This window comes from Anaerocaecibacter muris (genome assembly GCF_943192945.1).
Classification (GTDB): domain Bacteria; phylum Bacillota; class Clostridia; order Christensenellales; family Pumilibacteraceae; genus Anaerocaecibacter; species Anaerocaecibacter muris.
In genome coordinates, this window is record NZ_CALPCE010000006.1 from 56,149 (window position 1) to 72,957 (window position 16,809).

Annotated in this window: 16 protein-coding genes; 15 read left to right on the forward strand and 1 reads right to left on the reverse strand. The window is 49.9% G+C overall.

Annotation, left to right across the window (positions count from 1 at the left end):
- Positions 1-4 precede the first annotated feature (4 nt).
- A complete protein-coding gene (locus NFR57_RS06735; RefSeq protein WP_251183076.1) occupies positions 5-3,532 on the forward strand; it encodes a hypothetical protein in 3,528 nt (1,175 codons plus the stop codon).
- Here the strand turns inward: NFR57_RS06735 and NFR57_RS06740 are convergent.
- Positions 3,529-4,212 carry a SecDF P1 head subdomain-containing protein gene (locus NFR57_RS06740; protein ID WP_251183077.1) on the reverse strand — a complete coding sequence of 228 codons (684 nt, stop codon included), beginning with the start codon at positions 4,210-4,212 and terminating at the stop codon, positions 3,529-3,531. The genes NFR57_RS06735 and NFR57_RS06740 overlap by 4 nt on opposite strands.
- A gap of 76 nt (positions 4,213-4,288) precedes the next feature.
- Between NFR57_RS06740 and NFR57_RS06745 the strand changes: the two genes are divergently transcribed.
- The 14 genes from NFR57_RS06745 (at position 4,289) to NFR57_RS06810 (ending at position 16,801) form a co-directional block, all read left to right on the forward strand.
- Positions 4,289-5,545 carry a hypothetical protein gene (locus NFR57_RS06745; protein ID WP_251183078.1) on the forward strand — a complete coding sequence of 419 codons (1,257 nt, stop codon included), beginning with the start codon at positions 4,289-4,291 and terminating at the stop codon, positions 5,543-5,545.
- A gap of 21 nt (positions 5,546-5,566) precedes the next feature.
- Positions 5,567-6,808 carry a hypothetical protein gene (locus NFR57_RS06750; RefSeq protein ID WP_251183079.1) on the forward strand — a complete coding sequence of 414 codons (1,242 nt, stop codon included), beginning with the start codon at positions 5,567-5,569 and terminating at the stop codon, positions 6,806-6,808.
- 279 nt (positions 6,809-7,087) lie between these two features.
- A complete protein-coding gene (locus NFR57_RS06755) occupies positions 7,088-8,152 on the forward strand; it encodes an RNA-directed DNA polymerase (protein WP_251183080.1) in 1,065 nt (354 codons plus the stop codon).
- Positions 8,112-8,363: a hypothetical protein gene (locus NFR57_RS06760; RefSeq protein ID WP_251183081.1), complete on the forward strand. Its 252-nt coding sequence runs from the start codon at positions 8,112-8,114 to the stop codon at positions 8,361-8,363. The genes NFR57_RS06755 and NFR57_RS06760 overlap by 41 nt, the downstream gene beginning before the upstream one ends.
- Entirely contained in the window at positions 8,356-8,457 is a 102-nt protein-coding gene (locus tag NFR57_RS06765; RefSeq protein ID WP_251183082.1) for a CD1375 family protein, read from the forward strand. Before NFR57_RS06760 ends, NFR57_RS06765 begins: the two co-directional genes overlap by 8 nt.
- A 3-nt stretch (positions 8,458-8,460) precedes the next feature.
- On the forward strand, positions 8,461-9,114 hold the full coding sequence (locus tag NFR57_RS06770; RefSeq protein WP_251183083.1) for a hypothetical protein: 654 nt from the start codon (positions 8,461-8,463) through the stop codon (positions 9,112-9,114).
- An 18-nt stretch (positions 9,115-9,132) separates the two neighbouring features.
- Positions 9,133-9,672, forward strand: coding sequence for a hypothetical protein (locus NFR57_RS06775; RefSeq protein WP_251183084.1), 540 nt, complete (start codon positions 9,133-9,135; stop codon positions 9,670-9,672).
- Positions 9,669-10,184: a hypothetical protein gene (locus NFR57_RS06780; RefSeq protein WP_251183085.1), complete on the forward strand. Its 516-nt coding sequence runs from the start codon at positions 9,669-9,671 to the stop codon at positions 10,182-10,184. Before NFR57_RS06775 ends, NFR57_RS06780 begins: the two co-directional genes overlap by 4 nt.
- Entirely contained in the window at positions 10,171-11,091 is a 921-nt protein-coding gene (locus NFR57_RS06785) for a hypothetical protein (RefSeq protein WP_251183086.1), read from the forward strand. Before NFR57_RS06780 ends, NFR57_RS06785 begins: the two co-directional genes overlap by 14 nt.
- 79 nt (positions 11,092-11,170) lie before the next feature.
- A complete protein-coding gene (locus tag NFR57_RS06790; RefSeq protein WP_251183087.1) occupies positions 11,171-11,356 on the forward strand; it encodes a hypothetical protein in 186 nt (61 codons plus the stop codon).
- Between the two features lie 4 nt (positions 11,357-11,360).
- Positions 11,361-12,374, forward strand: coding sequence for a DDE-type integrase/transposase/recombinase (locus tag NFR57_RS06795; protein ID WP_251183088.1), 1,014 nt, complete (start codon positions 11,361-11,363; stop codon positions 12,372-12,374).
- Between the two features lie 288 nt (positions 12,375-12,662).
- A complete protein-coding gene (gene ftsH / locus NFR57_RS06800; protein WP_251183089.1) occupies positions 12,663-14,795 on the forward strand; it encodes an ATP-dependent zinc metalloprotease FtsH in 2,133 nt (710 codons plus the stop codon).
- Between the two features lie 51 nt (positions 14,796-14,846).
- A complete protein-coding gene (locus NFR57_RS06805; protein ID WP_251183090.1) occupies positions 14,847-15,575 on the forward strand; it encodes a hypothetical protein in 729 nt (242 codons plus the stop codon).
- A gap of 98 nt (positions 15,576-15,673) precedes the next feature.
- Positions 15,674-16,801 (forward strand): polysaccharide deacetylase family protein, encoded by a 1,128-nt coding sequence (locus tag NFR57_RS06810; RefSeq protein WP_251183091.1) that lies wholly within the window; start codon positions 15,674-15,676, stop codon positions 16,799-16,801.
- Positions 16,802-16,809 lie beyond the last annotated feature (8 nt).

Consider the following 16,809-nt stretch of genomic DNA (forward strand, 5'->3'; position numbering starts at 1 on the left):
TATCTTGAAATACAAGTATAAACTTGAAATAAAGGAAAACGGCGAATGGACAGACTACACGCCGTTTTGTTTGCAGCCTTTTACGTTGAAAGACCCGCTTGACGAAACGCTTTCGACAATGACGGTAAAAATGTACCTTGATAGAGAAGAAGCTCTGCTGTCGTCGCTTTTTGCGCGCTTTTCGATATTCGAGCGCATAAACGGAAGCTATACGCTCAAAGACACATACGACTTCGTTGTGGACGTTGACAACGCATACAAAGAAGTTTTATCAAGTGCGGAATACAACGCGCACGAGGTCAAATTCACCGAGCCGATCGCGCTATTGCAAAAGTACACCGTAGACAATATAACACTTACATATCAGCTCGAAGATATGGTGCAGTATTTAGATACGGGCGCTTTGAAAGCGAATTTACAGCTAATATCAACCGACGCAATACGCGACGAAATAGCAACCATACCGAGCGATGCACAAACCACGTTTAATAAATACTACACCTATGCTTTTGACCCGTCGCCGTATACGTCGAGCGACGGCACATTACACAAAGGTTTGAACGAGTGGTCGAAAATTATCTATTTCAAAGCGCGAAGCGGGTACAATCAGTTATATAGAATTGATAAGGACGGAAACGAGATAGCGTGCGGCTATTACGCATACCCGTATATTCCATATTGTCCGTTGTGGTGTTCAGAATACGACCCAAGCACAGGGCAAGAAACAAAGTTCCAGCTTGCGTATGACGTTTATGTAGAAGAAATCGATTTAGAAACGGGCGAGGTTATAGTACCGGAAAGACTACTTCGAACGATAGAATTATGTACAGCTGACACAAAAGGATTTCGCAACGGCGTAATCAATAACTTTAAGACCGGACCGTACACACCCATTAACAAAGGCGTATACACGAAAAGCCCTACCGACAACACCGTAACGGGTAGATATGTTTCGCGCGCAACCATAGCACCGTCATTCAAAGATACTACCGACGATTTGTATATTGACTATTTCAATAGCAGCCATAAAGCATATTGGGCGCCGCCGGAGTTTGGTGCGGTCAAATATTATTGGTTTCCCGTAAAACCCAATAGGCGATATAATATGCGATATGTGAGAAATCGCAATATGCAGCAACAAAAACCCGACTACGGCTACAATAACCCTGACTTTCCGCTTATACGTTCCGAGTGGATCAAAAAGGGCGTTCCCACCAAATGCGTCGCGTATAATATGAGCGACGACTCTTATTTTGTACCAATTGGGGAAGAAAACAAACTTCAATACCCGGAGCTTCGTTATAGCTTCGACGTGTTAGATTTATGCAACCAAGACGGTCAATTTGACGATACCCCGATAGACGTCGCTGTTCCAACGCCGAGCGAATACAAGTACAAATATAATTGCTACGAGTATTTATTGAAAGCGTTTTATACGACCGGCAATTACAAAGAGGGCGACCCGCTGCCGTTTGCTATGACCGACGAAGTGCGGCAAAAATTGCAAATGACGGTGATATACGAGAGCCAAAATTCGGGCAAAACGCTATACGACGTTTGCTTGTATATTGGGCGCTATATTCATTCCATACCGTATTGCTATTTCGGACAAGACGATTTGCTGTATCTTGATTTTTTGCAGCTCGGTAAAAGCGAAATCACGCCGACAGCCGGACGCGTAACGTCCGTGTACAATAGCCGCAATCTTGCAGAGTATTTGTCGAGTTTCGACAGCTATGTGAATAATCTCGTCAATAACGATAGCACGATCGAAGAGGTGATTTGTGCCAAATCAGACGACGGCAGCTCGTTAGTTTACGCCGATAACGCGATACTGCAGTTAAGCCGCCCGTGCTATGGAATAGAAGAGTTTTATGTGGCTAAACGAAGCGCGCCGAATGATTGGAAGCCGCTACTGAAGAATTCGATAATAAAAGGCGCGAGCTTTATTTGCGAAAAAAGCATCTATGAAATTTTGGACTTCCGCGCACAATACACGCCGAACAAAGGCAGTTGTTTATACTATACGCTCGGAAGCAACAAGATCGAGGGCTTGCAGTACAAGCGCCCGAACCCGATATCGTCCGGCGAAGAGAATACCGCCATACAGAACATTATCGGGCGCATTTGGTGGTATAACACCGTAGCGTCGAGCGTCAACATAAACGACTATATATTCAAGATTAAATATAGAACCTATGACGAAACGCGCGTGCGGCTGTTTCGCCCGGATTTGCGCAAGTTTATGCTCAACACGATAAATGACTATTACCCCGCGCAGCGCTCGTATCGTGGGCAAACCGAAAAGGTGATTAATTCCGATTTTTACGGTAGAAACCTTGTCGGCGAGCTTAAAAGAACGGGAAACGAAACAAGGCAACGCGATTTAGTGGTAGAGCATTACGACGATTTACCAAAAGCGGGTGATTTGCAAAACATAGACGGTGTACCGCACTATGTTAGCGAGATAACAATTCCGTTCTATAACGAGTACATGAGCGCGGTCGTTATTTACAGCAAGGACTTTCAACGATTAAGTTCCATAGTATCAATTCCGGCTGAAAATAGGTTCTACGAAATAGCTTCGACAGGCATTATTCGGCGCTCCGTAGCAAAAGACGAGTTTGTCATAGTAGATACCGAGCCGCATCAACACACAAGCGAGCTGACGGCAGCGGGGCGAAAGTGTTTGCTCGATCGAGTATTATCGAACAACGCAGCGCCGATACGATATGCGGTGGCTACGTTCAGAAACCGCGAGAGCAACGCAAACGAATGGAGTATCAACATTGTAAAACCCGTTCACGTTTTTAGTTTGCATTCAAGTCTTGGCTTGTCAATCGAAATGGAGGACAATTACAGCGCGGGGTCGCAAGTTATGGACAGCGCGGGTTTTAACTTCCAGAATGCCAACAATATGGCGGGGGCATTTAACGCGCTCGGCAGCGACATAGCGGCTATTTACGCTAACGCGCTATTGAACACAAAAATAGATGCTTCGGCGCGAGCATACCGAGCATTATTGCCTGTTCGATACTGTGACAAATTCGGCAACGCTGATTTATACGATCTAAAACTATTCGGCGAACAAACCCCGTCAGTAGCGCAAATCGAGCGGCAACCGCTGTATGTTGACAGTTTTCAAACGCCGCTGTCGGTTTCCATAAATAACGAGTTACGCAAGGACAACCGCGAAGCTATCAAGTTTGTGCCGCAATTCAATGCGCTTGCCGGTAAAGACGAAATAATTATCGGCTCCGGGTTTTGGAAAGAAAAGAAAAAACCGGTACAATGCTCTGCATACACCGCGCCGCTCACCGACAACGACGAGCTGCTGCCACTCGGCGGCATTTCGGTCGGGTTTTCGTACAATAACGACACCGGTGTTATAACGATAAACCCCGTCCCGAGTAATTATGTTGCAATCGCTTTCGGGTATGAAACGTCCGACGGAGAACGCGAGCTAATAATTGGCATAAATAAAAGGACAACGCAAATTGCGCTGTCCTTTGTATGTAAGGTCGGTGGTTAGAAGCCCATAGCTTCGGCTTTTTGCAAGTATACCGAAACGTCCAAATATTCAGGGCTTTCCGGAAGTTCGGCGGGCAAATATCCGCTATTTACCTCGCGAGCTGATACAGCGGCACGCTTGGCATTGTATGCGGCAGCGGCAATTTTTATAGCGCCCGTGCCGAATTTGCAGCACAGCTCTTTTGCGGCAGCTTCTGTCGTTTGATTTAGCAACATTTTGCCGTTACTAACCGTCCCATGTATCGCAGCCGAAAAAAGCACCGTTCTATTGCCGTCATTAACTTCGGCGACCTCTAAAATCTCACCGACATTTGAAGTTGTAATATCGGCAAGTGTCGCTGCGCCAGAATTATCAAGTTCAATACATACACAATAGCCATTTATGCTGTCATACGCAACCCACGCGGCGGCGACGTTGGCGTCGGTTAGCACGGTAACACCACGAACCGAAAAGACGATGCTTGAGCCGCCGCCTACGCCGCTACTGTACGCCGTATAAGCGGCGTCGTATTCGCGGAGCAGCTCGACAAGTTCCTTTTCGGTTTCGTACCGAGCTTGCCACTTTACAAAATTTGCGTAGTCGTCTTCGTCCGTGTAGGTATTTCCACACCCGGCAAGAGCAAACGCGAACACGGCACACAGCAACACGCACATGGTGCGAAAAAGGCTTTTATTTTTCATGATAGCCACCTCCAAAAGGTGGTTTTATTATAAAGATTTTAGAAAGAAAAGTCAAATCAATTATGGAGGTATTCCAATGAAAGAAATTCAACAGCTCCGAAGAATTGCGGTCAAGCTCGGCGTAAGCGGCACGGCGATCCCGATAGCCGAAACGCGCCTATACAAAGGCGGTTACGGCTTCGTCGTGCTTCAATGCTACGTCCCGGTAACGCAAAACCGTTCGCCGACCACAAGCCCGTTATGTACGGTATTTCATTCGGCGGTCGACAAGTTCGGCAACCGCAAGCAATTCAACAAAGACATTTACAATATGCTGTACGTCGACGACACGGCGATCGAAAACGCCAAATATATGATTTTCGAGTGTCCGCTGCCGAAAGCCTTTACGGACACGGTGGGCGAGCTTGAGCTTGTATTCACATATTCGGAAGTAAACAGCGACGACAAAGCCACTACAAGGCTTGCAAGCGGCATATATAAGACGAACGTCGGCGACAGCGACGTGTCGGACGGTGCGACGGTTGACCCCGTAGGCGGCGAATTAGCGCGGTTAAACGATATGACCGTAAAAGTCGAGCAGTTAGAGGACAGCGTCGACGCGCTGCTGCAGCCGCCAGATAACAGCGACGCGGACAAGGTCGGCACGCCGAGTGTATCGCTGACGGACGACGGACGGCTCAAATTCAGCGAACTGAAAGGCGACAAGGGCGACACGGGCGAGTTTACGATCGGCAAGGTAACGACCGTCGACTACACCGAGCCGGCGGCGGTCAGAAACAGCGGCACGACGAGCGACGCGGTATTTGATTTCGATATACCGCAAGGCAAGCCCGCATTTATCAAGATAGGCAAGGTTGTTACGCTGCCGCCCGAGAGCGAAGCAATGGTCGTAAACGTGGGTACGGAGAACGACCCCGTATTCGATTTCTATTTGCCGGAGGGCGTCGGCTTCCGTATAAGCAAGACATACGAGAGCATAGAAGCAATGAATGCGGGTTTTGAAACGGACGAGGTGCCGCAGTACGGCTTTGTCATAATCGACACCGGGAATGTGGACGACGCCGACAACGCCAAGCTGTACATTAAGAAGCCGAGCGGTTACGAGTACCTTACCGACCTATCGGGCGCGCAAGGCATAAAGGGCGACAAAGGCGAAAAAGGCGACACGGGCGAGCCGGGAATATTGCTGCCGGTGCCGACGGGCTTCTTCCGTATGGAAGTTCGCCCCGACGGGCATTTGTGGCTTGTATCACCCGACATAGAAACAAGCCCGATGCACGTTGAGCGCGACGAAACAAGCCCGACATACGGGCATCTAATCATAGAATTTTAATTTTGGAGGTAATAACACACTATGGCAAACAAAGAGTTCGATTTGGGAAACGTGATCGGACCTCGCGGAGAAAAAGGCGATAAAGGGGATAAGGGCGACAAAGGCGACAAAGGCGATCGCGGCGAGCAAGGACCTCCCGGCGTTAGCGCGGTAGAGGTTTACGGTGTTCGCATCGATACCACCGACAGCAACCCCGAAACGGCTTGCGAATATACCGACAATGCGGTCGGTTTGCTTCCGGCGCACGGTAACAACGGAGCGTTCAACGGTGGCGATTGGCTGACGCGGTATCCGTTTAATTCGATACGCCCTTGCTTGTTCAAAAACGGCGCGGTGGTCGGGTACTTAAACCCCGACAATTTCGCACAGTTCGAGAACGGTACGGACGCAGATATTGAAAGCGGCGACGCGGGCGACGTTATGATCGAGATACCGAAGTTTTATTACAAAATCGAGCGCGTCGGAAATTACGTCGAGGTAAAAATCGCAAACGCGCTTATGGCGGGTTTCACCGATTATGCGTTCAGCTACAAAGGCGAGAGCAAGGACAAGTTCTATATCGGCGCATACTTGGGATATAAGGACAGCAACAACAAACTGCGTTCGTTGACCGGCAAAACCGTAACGGGCAATATCACGATCGGCGCGGCGCGAACGGCAGCGCAAGCGAACGGCGCGGGGTATGAGCAACTTTCTTTCAACAAGCTGACCGCGCTACAAGTTTTGTATGTCGTTATGTTCAAAAACTTAAACAGCCAAGCGGCGCTCGGGCAAGGATATACAAGCGCAAGCAATTTCCGCGATACGGGCGCGACCGATGAAAAAGGAATGACATACGGCACGAACACCGCCGCAAGCGCAGATGATACGGTCAAGTTCTTGGGCATCGAGGACTTTTACGGAAACCTTTATCAATGGGTAGACGGTTACGTTTCGGGCAACAATATCGTGCTTGTAGCCGACGGAAATTTCAACGACACCGGCGACGGGTACGAAAGCCACGCACGGCACGGCTCGGTTAGCTATTCGTATATCAAAGACGTGGAGGGCGACAACATATTGGCGTTTACGCCGAAAACGGGCGGTGCAAGCACAACCACTTATTACGCCGACTACGGCTATATAACCAATTCCGCTTATGTCCCGGTTTTCGGGGGCGGTTATGGCGGTGGCGCGGGTGCGGGCGCGTTCCGGCTGGATTGCAATTGTTCGGCGTCGTATGCGCTTCCGAGTTTCGGCGCGCGCTTGACTTTTTGTGGCTGATAGCCCGAAAGCGTAAATGTACAACAAACAAATTTTTTAAGGCGATGATTAACCGTCTATGTTCCGAATTTCGGGGGCAATCGCTCGAATGACACGAATGCAGGAGCGTTCTATTTCAATTGCAACAATTCGACGTCGAATGCGAATGCGAATATCGGCACACACCTACTTTTGATACAAATATTTGGTAAAAATCGCCTTGCCGCTTGGCAAAATAAAATAATCTCAACATTCGAGTTAGTAGAGAAATCGAAAGCCCGAAGAGGACACAAAAGCTTTATGAAAAGATACGGCAACCTATTTGAGAAAATAGTGGGCATAAACAACATTGTCCGCGCGCATACAAACGCGCGAAAGGGCAAGACACATTATAAAGCGGTCAAAATGGTAGACAGCGACGTTTTAGGTTATTGCGTTAAGATACGACAAATGCTAATCGACAAAACGTACACGACGTCAAAATACCACATATTCGAGATAGAGGACAGTGGCAAGCGGCGGTCGATCGCCGAGCTTCCTTATTACCCCGACCGCATAATACAATGGGCGGTGATGCAAGTAATCGAAGAAATAATTTGCAAGCACCTAATACCGACAACGTATGCGGCGCTACCGCAAAAAGGTACACACGCCGCGCTCAAGAAGATGCACCAATATATGACCGACGACCCGCGCGGAACGCGCTATTGCTTAAAGCTCGACGTTAAAAAGTTCTTTCCGAATATCGACAAAACAATACTGAAATCGCTATTGCGACGAAAGTTCAAAGACAAAGATTTGCTGTGGCTATTGGACGATATAGTTGACAGCTACGACAAAGGAAACCCGAAAGGCATACCGATAGGAAGCTACACGAGCCAATATTTCGGCAATTTTTATTTGTCGTATTTCGACCATTGGACGAAAGAGCAAAAGCGCATCAAGTATTATTTGCGGTATATGGACGACATCGTTATTTTGAGCGACAGCAAAGAGTATCTACATAATTTGCGGCGCGAAATTTTCGAGTATTTGGCGGTCAACCTAAATCTTACCGTCAAAGAGAATTGGCAAGTGTTTCCGTCAACCGTGCGCGGCATAGATTTTGTCGGTTATCGCTGTTTCGGCAAATACACGCTTTTGCACACAAGCACGAAAAAGAATTTGTGCATAAAGACGAAAAAGTTACAGCGAAAGAAAAATCAAGGCAAGCCGCTTACAAAGTCCGAGCAAAGCACGGTCGGATCGTATAGCGGTATCTTGAAATGGTGCGACAGCGCACGACTTAAAGACAAAACAATCAATAAATTTTTGGGAGGTCAAAATGGCAATAGTAAGAGGCTCGCAAGAGCAGAGGCCGCTTGATTTGGAATTCGGCAAAACCACCGTCTACGAGCGCAAAAACATTCGGCGCATAGACGAGCCGGACACCGACGAGCGGCGCGGCTTTCACGGTTGGGAGTACGACGAAACGCAGTACACCATAGCCGAATGGCACAAGCAAGACAGTATCAACAATAAGCTCGCAATAGCCGAGCTTGCCGCGCTGATAGCGGGAGGGGGCAACAATGGTTAAGATATACGTTGACCTTATACGCGCCGAAAAAATGACGCTCGACGAGGTGCCGCAAAAATGGCGCGAGGCCGTAGCCGCCGCATTGGAGGAATAAGCCATGCGATACGAGCTAATAGCCAATTCCGACGTCGGCGTTATAATCGATCCGACACCCATATTACGCGATATAAAAGACACGTTCGCCGTGTCTTTTGTTTTGCCTGACGCTGGCGTGTACATTGCGCTGTTCCGTGACGAGGTCGGCGTGGAATACCGGGCGACGATAGCGGACGGTGCGGCGAAAGTGCCGAAGCAGCTACTCGCAAAAGAGCAGCGCATCGGGCTGACGGTTTGCAAGATATACGACGACAAGATACTGCATTCGTGGGTTTGCCAAACGCTCAAGGTCGGCACGTTCCTATCGCTACGCAAGACCCAATGGCAAATCACGGCGGGCGTGGACGACAAAGAGCTGTACGCGCGGCTCGCGGAAATAGAGAGAGCCAACGCGAAAGAGCGCGCCGAGTACGAGGCGCTGCTTGCCGCTTTTGAAACGCTACAAGCCGAATTTGACAGCTACAAGGAAGCAAGCGCGCAAGCCGAGCGAGAACACGCCGAGCGGCATTCCGAGCTAACAAAGGCGCTTGCAAGCGTTATAGAAGCAAATCAGACGCTCGCAACCAAGTACAACGAAGCAATAGAAACAATCAACAGCCACTCCGGGCGAATAACCGCGCTCGAAAAAAACTACGACCCGACGGTTATCGGGTAATCTTTGGAGGTATAAACAATGGACTATGTATGGGAAATAATACAGCCGTATGTTGCGGCTATACTCGCCGCGCTCGGAAGCGGCGGCATCATAACGCTAATCGTTCGGGCGTTTACGAACAAGATGCTTAAAAAGAATTTTACGTTGCTCGACGGTACATACAACGTAGACACATTCAGTCAACGCGTCGCCGAAAGGTTGGCGGGCAAAACGCTGAATATCGACGTAACGGCGGTTACGGAGAAATCGCTCAAAAAGACCGCCCAAGCGTTAGATAAGCGCATCGAAAAAGTAGAGGACGCGGTCGGCGCGGTCGCGCCCATTTTGATAGCGATTGCAAAAGCGCAAATCAAACTTAAAGCATTGAGCGATGCCGAACGTGGCGAGCTTGCAAGCGCGATAAACCTACTCGAAAAGGGCTACAAGCCGCCCGAAGCCGAAGAGATAATGACCGTTCAGCTTACGCCGATAGAATTAAACCAAGAGCCGATCGAGATAGGCGAAGAGCCGACCGACACGGACGGCGGCGTGAATTTCGGAGGGCTTGACGCAAAATGAAAATGACGAAGAAACGGCTCGCGTTCTTCCTTTTGCATTTGCTGTTTTCGGCGGTCGTTCCGATCGTGCTTGTAATAGTACGATACAGCACGATAACGAACACGAAAGCGGCGATCGGCTTCAAAATATCTATAACCGGCATCTTGCTTCTGATATTCATTTTTTGGGTAATAAAAAAGCTGTTCATAGATAGAAAGCTAACCGACCTTAAAGCGCAAGGAAATATAATGCTTGCCGATCTAAAAACAAAACAAGACCCTGCCGAGATTGCCGCGATAGAAAAAGAGCTGAAGAAGATAAAAACAGCCGAAGCGCTGTTCGGCTCGATAATACCGCTGCTGTTTATTGTGGCGGCGGTAATCGCGTTCAAAGCCCTTGAAGCGCAGCTCGTAACGCTATCGGCGACGCTCGGCTATATCGGCATCAGCTACGGCGTGGGGCTTGTATTCAACGTACTATATTCGCGCGAGATCCACGCGAAGAACGGAGGGACCGACAATGGCGACAAGTGAAAAAGAGAGTATGGGAAAGCTCCGCGATCTTAAAAACAAATTCAATTATCGGCAATTTTTTATGGTTGCCGTTTTGCTATTTTCGACCGTTGCCGATATTTTGATAGATTACGTTCATGCGGGCTTCAATCCGGCGATATTCAAAGACCCGTCGTATTGGATTATGCTCGCGCTAACGGGCTTGTCAATAATTTTGGTAACGCTTTCGGTGCGCGACTTCTTCCGAGAAAAAGAGCTACGCGAGAACACCGAAGTTGTTGAAACGCAAAAAAAGCTCGATATTGCACACGCCGAGCTTATGCGGCTTGACTTAACAACGAGCTTTGAAGATTACGTGAACACCGAAAACGCCGTGCGCAAACTAAAAGCATACCGGGCGTACATACAATTCAAGCTCTCCAAAATAACAAAAGACAAGTCGCGAGCCAAGTGGCAAAAGCTACTCGACCAAGCCGAAACCGATATCGAGTTTTTACCGGTTCGCGGCAACACAATAAAGTTGTCGAGGACGCGCCACATAAAGTACAACCGCATTCGCATAGCGACGATATTCAGCAGAGCGGAGCGGACGAACAGCGACGACGAGAATATGGAAACGAACGAACAAGCGCATATCGGCAATCTTGTATTCAGAAAGCTATTTATGCTTTTTTCGTTTTCGATCGCGTTTAGTACGCTATTCTTTGAGCCGAATGCTTTTGCGGTTGCAATTTTGGTAAACACGTTTACAAAGCTATTCCGTACAGCAATGAGCGTATATCTCGGCGCGAGCGACGGGCAGTCTTTCGTGCGCGGCACGCTGCTATCGAAAATGAAGCTGCGGCTTGACTTTGTACAAAAATTTCTCGAAAAAGAGAAGAAAGAGCGCTGCGTCGCAGCGGCGAACACAGCAAAAGCGGTTGAGTAATCAGCCGCTTTTTTCTTTTTGCCTATTGACAAATATCACGGGGGCGTGATATAATTGCGACACGGAGGAAAGACAACCAATGAGAACCGAAGCACAAAAAGCCGCCGACCGCAAATACCGCGAAACGCACAAGCACGACAGCGTGAAGTGGGGTACGCGACTAAAACCGGAAGAAGCCGCCGCCTACGACGCGATACTGCAACAGCATAATATGAGCCGCGCGGACTTCATACGGCGAGCGTTTGAAGAATTGCAAGGGCGGTGAAGATATGAAGGGGGTCAAGTTCACAGCAAGAGAGAAGAAGCGCATACTTGATATGTGGCTCGTAGAGCATAAGCATTGGCTATACGTTTGCCGCAAAGAAAAGTGTACGCGCGTTAGCCTTTGGCGGTGGAAAAAGCTATATGACGGTACGCTCGAAAGTTTGGAGAACAAATCGAGCCGACCGAAAACGCCACACCCGAACAGCCAAACGGAAGAAGAAAAGCGCGAGATACAGCAAGTAATGGACGATAACCCGACAATGGGTTATACCGAGCTGTACGGAGAGTTGCGGGCAAAGTACGCATATTCGCGGCACTATATGACTATGTACAAATACATACGCAAGCAATGCTTACGCCCGGCAGAAGTATACGAACAGTATCAGCCGCAGCCCTACGACACGCCGGAGATGCTCGGGCAAAAATGGCAGCTCGACGTGAAGTTCGTGCCGCTTGAATGCGGACGGGGAATATTCCGGACGGAGCGGTGCTTCCAATACACAATGATAGACGAGGCGACGCGCGAGCGGTTTATATACGCATACAAAGAGCATAGCGGCTTCTCAACCGTTGACTTTATAAAGCGGGCGGTCGTATATTTCGGCTACGCGCCGATTGAAATTCAAACCGACAACGGAACAGAGTTCACGAACCCGAAAGGAACGGGCGAGGGAAAGGTTCACGTTGCCGACCAAATTATGAACCGGCTCGGCATAAAGCATCAGCTTATAAGACCGTACACGCCGCGACACAACGGCAAGGTGGAACGATCGCACCGAACCGACCAAGAGCGATTTTATAATTACTTGACGTTCTCGACCTTTGAAGAGCTGCAAGACAAAATGCGCGAATGGCTAAACCGCTATAATCGCAAGCCGCATACGGCGCTCCGCGACCGCAACGGCAAAATGGCGATGCAAAGCCCGCTCGATAAACGCGCCGAGCTTTTGCAAATGCTCAAAGAGGGTGCGATTAGCGGCAAAGTGCGATTTGTAAAGAATTCCGATCGCGCGGCTTAACAACAGCAACCGGCGGCGCGCGCCGCCCTTGCTTGCAAGCAAGGGCGCTTTTGCCACGTCCGAAAACAGCGGAAACGGTTGACCGATACACCGAAATATGGTATGATAGGCGAGAACAACGGCAAAAGGCGGGGCAAAACCGCCATTCTAAAATATTTCTAAAAATTTTCTAAAAAAATATGAAAAAGTATGCTAAAAACGCTTGACTAATTTGCAGGTACGGTGCAAAAAACGCTTGTACAATTCCCGCAAACGTGTTATACTATTCAATAATGCGGAGGAATCCAGTTGAAAACAAGCACTAAAGTTTTAATTGCCGTTATCAGCGTTATTCTTATCGGGGTTATCGTTTGGGTAATCGTTTACGCCTCGACGGGTTATAAAGAAAAGACTTATACCGAGCTCGTTAAGGATATTAACAACGAGAGCGTCGTTGAGATTTACCTTGAAAACGATACGGCATACGTCAAGACCGACAGTAGCGGCAACAAAGTCGCGTACAAAGTATTTGCGCGCGACACGCTTATTATCGAAGTTGTAACTAATTATAACGACAACAACGGCGAGAACAAAGACATAGTTCTGTCGTTTAACGATCGTTACGCCACGTCCATAACCGACTATATCATACCCGTACTCGGTTTGTTGATGCTTGTCGTGCTTATGATCTTCATGTTCCGCGCGATGAGCAATTCCACCAAGTCCACAATGGACTTCGGCAAGACCAAAGCCAACATGCAGAACCAACTTAAAGTGCGGTTCTCGGACGTTGCGGGCGCGGAGGAAGAAAAAGAGGAACTTAAAGAAATTGTCGAGTTCCTTAAAAACCCGCAGAAGTTTACCGCGGTCGGCGCGCGCGTGCCGCACGGCGTGCTTTTGGTCGGACCTCCCGGAACGGGCAAGACCTTGTTTGCCAAAGCCGTTGCGGGCGAAGCGAACGTGCCGTTTTTCAGCAAGTCCGGCTCGGACTTTGTGGAAATGTTTGTCGGCGTGGGCGCGTCGCGAGTGCGCGATTTGTTTGACCAAGCCAAAAAGAACATGCCCTGTATCGTGTTTATCGACGAGATCGACGCGGTCGGTCGTCAGCGCGGCGCGGGCATGGGCGGCGGCAACGACGAACGCGAGCAAACGCTCAACCAGTTGCTTGTCGCAATGGACGGTTTCGAGTCCAACGAGCATATTATCGTCATGGCGGCGACCAACCGCAGCGACGTTCTCGACCCCGCGCTCATGCGTCCCGGTCGGTTCGACCGTCAGATTTATGTCAATCTTCCCGACGTTCGCGGCAGGGAAGCAATATTAAAGGTGCACGCGCGCAATAAACCGCTCGCGTCGGACGTCGATTTCCAAGCGATAGCGCGCATTACGAGCGGCTTTTCGGGCGCGGACATAGAAAACCTTTTGAACGAAGCGGCAATCCTCGCCGCGCGCGACAACCGCACGCGCATAACCATGGAGGATATGTTCGAGGGTATTGATAAGGTCGTCATGGGACCGCAAAAGAAATCGCGGCTTGTCACGCCCGTCGATCAGCGCATTACCGCCTATCACGAAGCGGGTCACGCCATCGTCGCGCGCCGCACAAAGGGTTGCGATCCCGTGCAAGAGGTGTCTATAATCCCGCGCGGTCAGGCTGCGGGCTACACCATGTACCGACCCGACAACGACAACAATCACATTTCGCACAGCAAGGTGCTCGGCATGCTCGCGCAAGCCATGGGCGGCAGAGCGGCGGAAGAACTTGTCATCGAGGACTACACGGCAGGCGCGGTCGGCGACCTGCAACAGGCTACCAACGTTGCGCGCAAAATGGTCACCGAGTGGGGCATGTCGGACAAAGTCGGTCCCGTGTATTACGGCGGCAGTCAAGAGGTGTTCCTCGGCAGGGATTATCAGACCCAGCATTCTTACTCGGAAGCGGTCGCGTCGCAGATAGACGCGGAGGTCAAGCGGTTGTTAGACGAGGCGCACGCCAAGGCGGTCAAGATTTTGACCGAGAACCGCAAGATTATGGAGAACATGGCGCGCGTGCTGTTGGAGTGCGAAACCATTTATTCCGAAGAAGTCGATATGCTAATGGACGGCGCGTCGCCCGACGAAGTCAAAAAAGCGCTTGCCGAGCGATTGAGCTACAAAGCCGCGCACAAGAACGACATGGAAAAAGCGCCTATCAAAAAGCTGTCTGACTTTCAGCCTATAACCGAGCCGGAAAAGCCGAGCTTCGATTATAAGTCGGACGCGCCCGCAAAAACTGCGGATAACGGCTTGCAAAACGACGGCGCAGTCGAGCCTGAAACGGACAAACCGACAGCGGAACGCGCGCCCGCCAAAAAGCCCATCAAGCGCACGCCCAAACCCAAGGCGAGCGACGCGGATAAACCCGCGAACACCGAGGACGGCGACAACGCGCCGCGCGAATAGTCGGCGTGACAAAATCAACGATAAGAATAATTGTTTCGGACGGAAAACTATATGTCGAAGAACAAGAACAAAACAAATAAATCGGGAAGCGTGACCGTTGTAGGCTCGCACAAAAAGGCGAATATAATCGTCGCTGTCGTGGTCGGCATAGCCGCGCTTATCCTTATCGCGGTTGCGGTGCTTTGCTCCGTGCGCGTCGACCCGCTCGACGGGCTTAAAAAGCCCGAGCGTTACGACCTGTATAAGGTCGGCACGTCCGCGCCTATGTCCACCAACGACGGCGAGCAGAGCAAAATTCGCAACGCTTTGAACGATATGGATTTCAGCGTTATGAACGCTATTCTCCAATGGAATTGGGACTATTCGTATAACTTTAAGCGCGACGGCGACGGCAAAAAAATTCAAATGACGGCGGAAGCTATAGGCAATATCGGCGCGACTAACAGCGAGTACATGGTCGAGTATGTCTATAAACCCGCGCAATACAAATACGACCCGACGGAAAATAAGAGCGTTTTGGAATACTCGACGGCGCAGTCGTTAAAGGTTGACGGCGAAACGATTTACTTCGATCGCGTAAAAGTGCTTATCGGCAACACTGCGGGCAGCGTGGGCGAAATAACGCTGTATCCGTACTTGTACGATCGAGTGAACAACAAAGTAGCGGACGGAGGCGAGGCTTACGATTCGTATCGCGTTACGCCCATAAAAGTGCGCGCGAACACGACCGCGGCATACGCCGCGCTTGCGGAAATTGTACGACTTAACGAAATAGGCTAAACGCATTAACCCGACATAAAACGTCGGGTTTTGTTTTGCCGTTTTAGTAGGCATTAACTCTGTCGGATATATACCGTCTAACTGTGCATGCTATATATATGTTTAACGGCAGGCAACGGAATATAAGTGTTTTACGGCGTATAGCGGCTGTGTGTGCGGCTGTCGCGGTGATTATCGGCGCGGCGTTTGCGGCGAATTTTGCGGCAGAGCAAAACGCGCGTAAAGCGGTCGTCGCGCCTCGGACGGCGACGTGCGGCACGCAAGATCGCGTGCTGTACGACGGAAAAATAGATCACATTTTCACGCACGAATTGGTGTTCGATACAGAAAAAGCGTTTTCGCCTAAAAATTCTTTGCGCGACTGTTTCGATAAAGATCATCTTACGGCAAAGGAGTTTGCCGCATTGCTCGATCAGCTTTACGACAACGGTTATGCGCTAATCGGCTTGGACAGAGCGTTGCGCGCAGAACCGCTGTACATGCCGCGCGGCAAGCGGCCGCTTGTCATGTCGTTCGACGATATGACTTACGACACCGTCGGGCGCGGGTGCATAGACAAACTTGTGCTGTACGACGGGCGGGTGTGCGACTATACCGCAAACGCTTCGCCGCATACGACGCGCGAGCGCGAGAACGTTACTATACTCGAAAGTTTTATCGAAAAACACCCTGATTTTTCGGTGGACGGCGCGCGCGCAACGCTGTGCGTAAACGGATATAACGGCATACTCGGTTACAGGATTACGCCCGACTGTCGGGTGAGCGAGGCGCGTATGGAGAGCGACACAGTAGAGTGTAAAGCGCTTGTCAAACATCTCAAAGAACTCGGCTACGCTTTCGCGTCGCACACGTACTATCATAAGTACTTTAATTCGATGAACGCGCGGCAGATAGAAAAAGACTGCGCGGCGTGGGCGCGTTATATCGCGCCCATAGCGGGCGAAACGCGCGTTTTGTGTTTTCCGTCGGGCGAGCATAAGGCGCGAAGCTCAAAAATGGACGTTTACAAAAAACACGGTTACAATGTGTTTTTGTGCGTGGGGGATTACGACGGCACGGATTACGAAAAAACGGCGCGTGACGCGCGGTTTGTGTATCGCTTGCCGTTCGACGGCACGGCGTTAAGACTGTACGAAAAAAGTTACGCGCGGCTTGCCGACACTAAAAAAATTTACGACAATACGCGGTTCCGACCGTTCGATTATAAGGGGTCGTATTATTATTAAAACAGCCG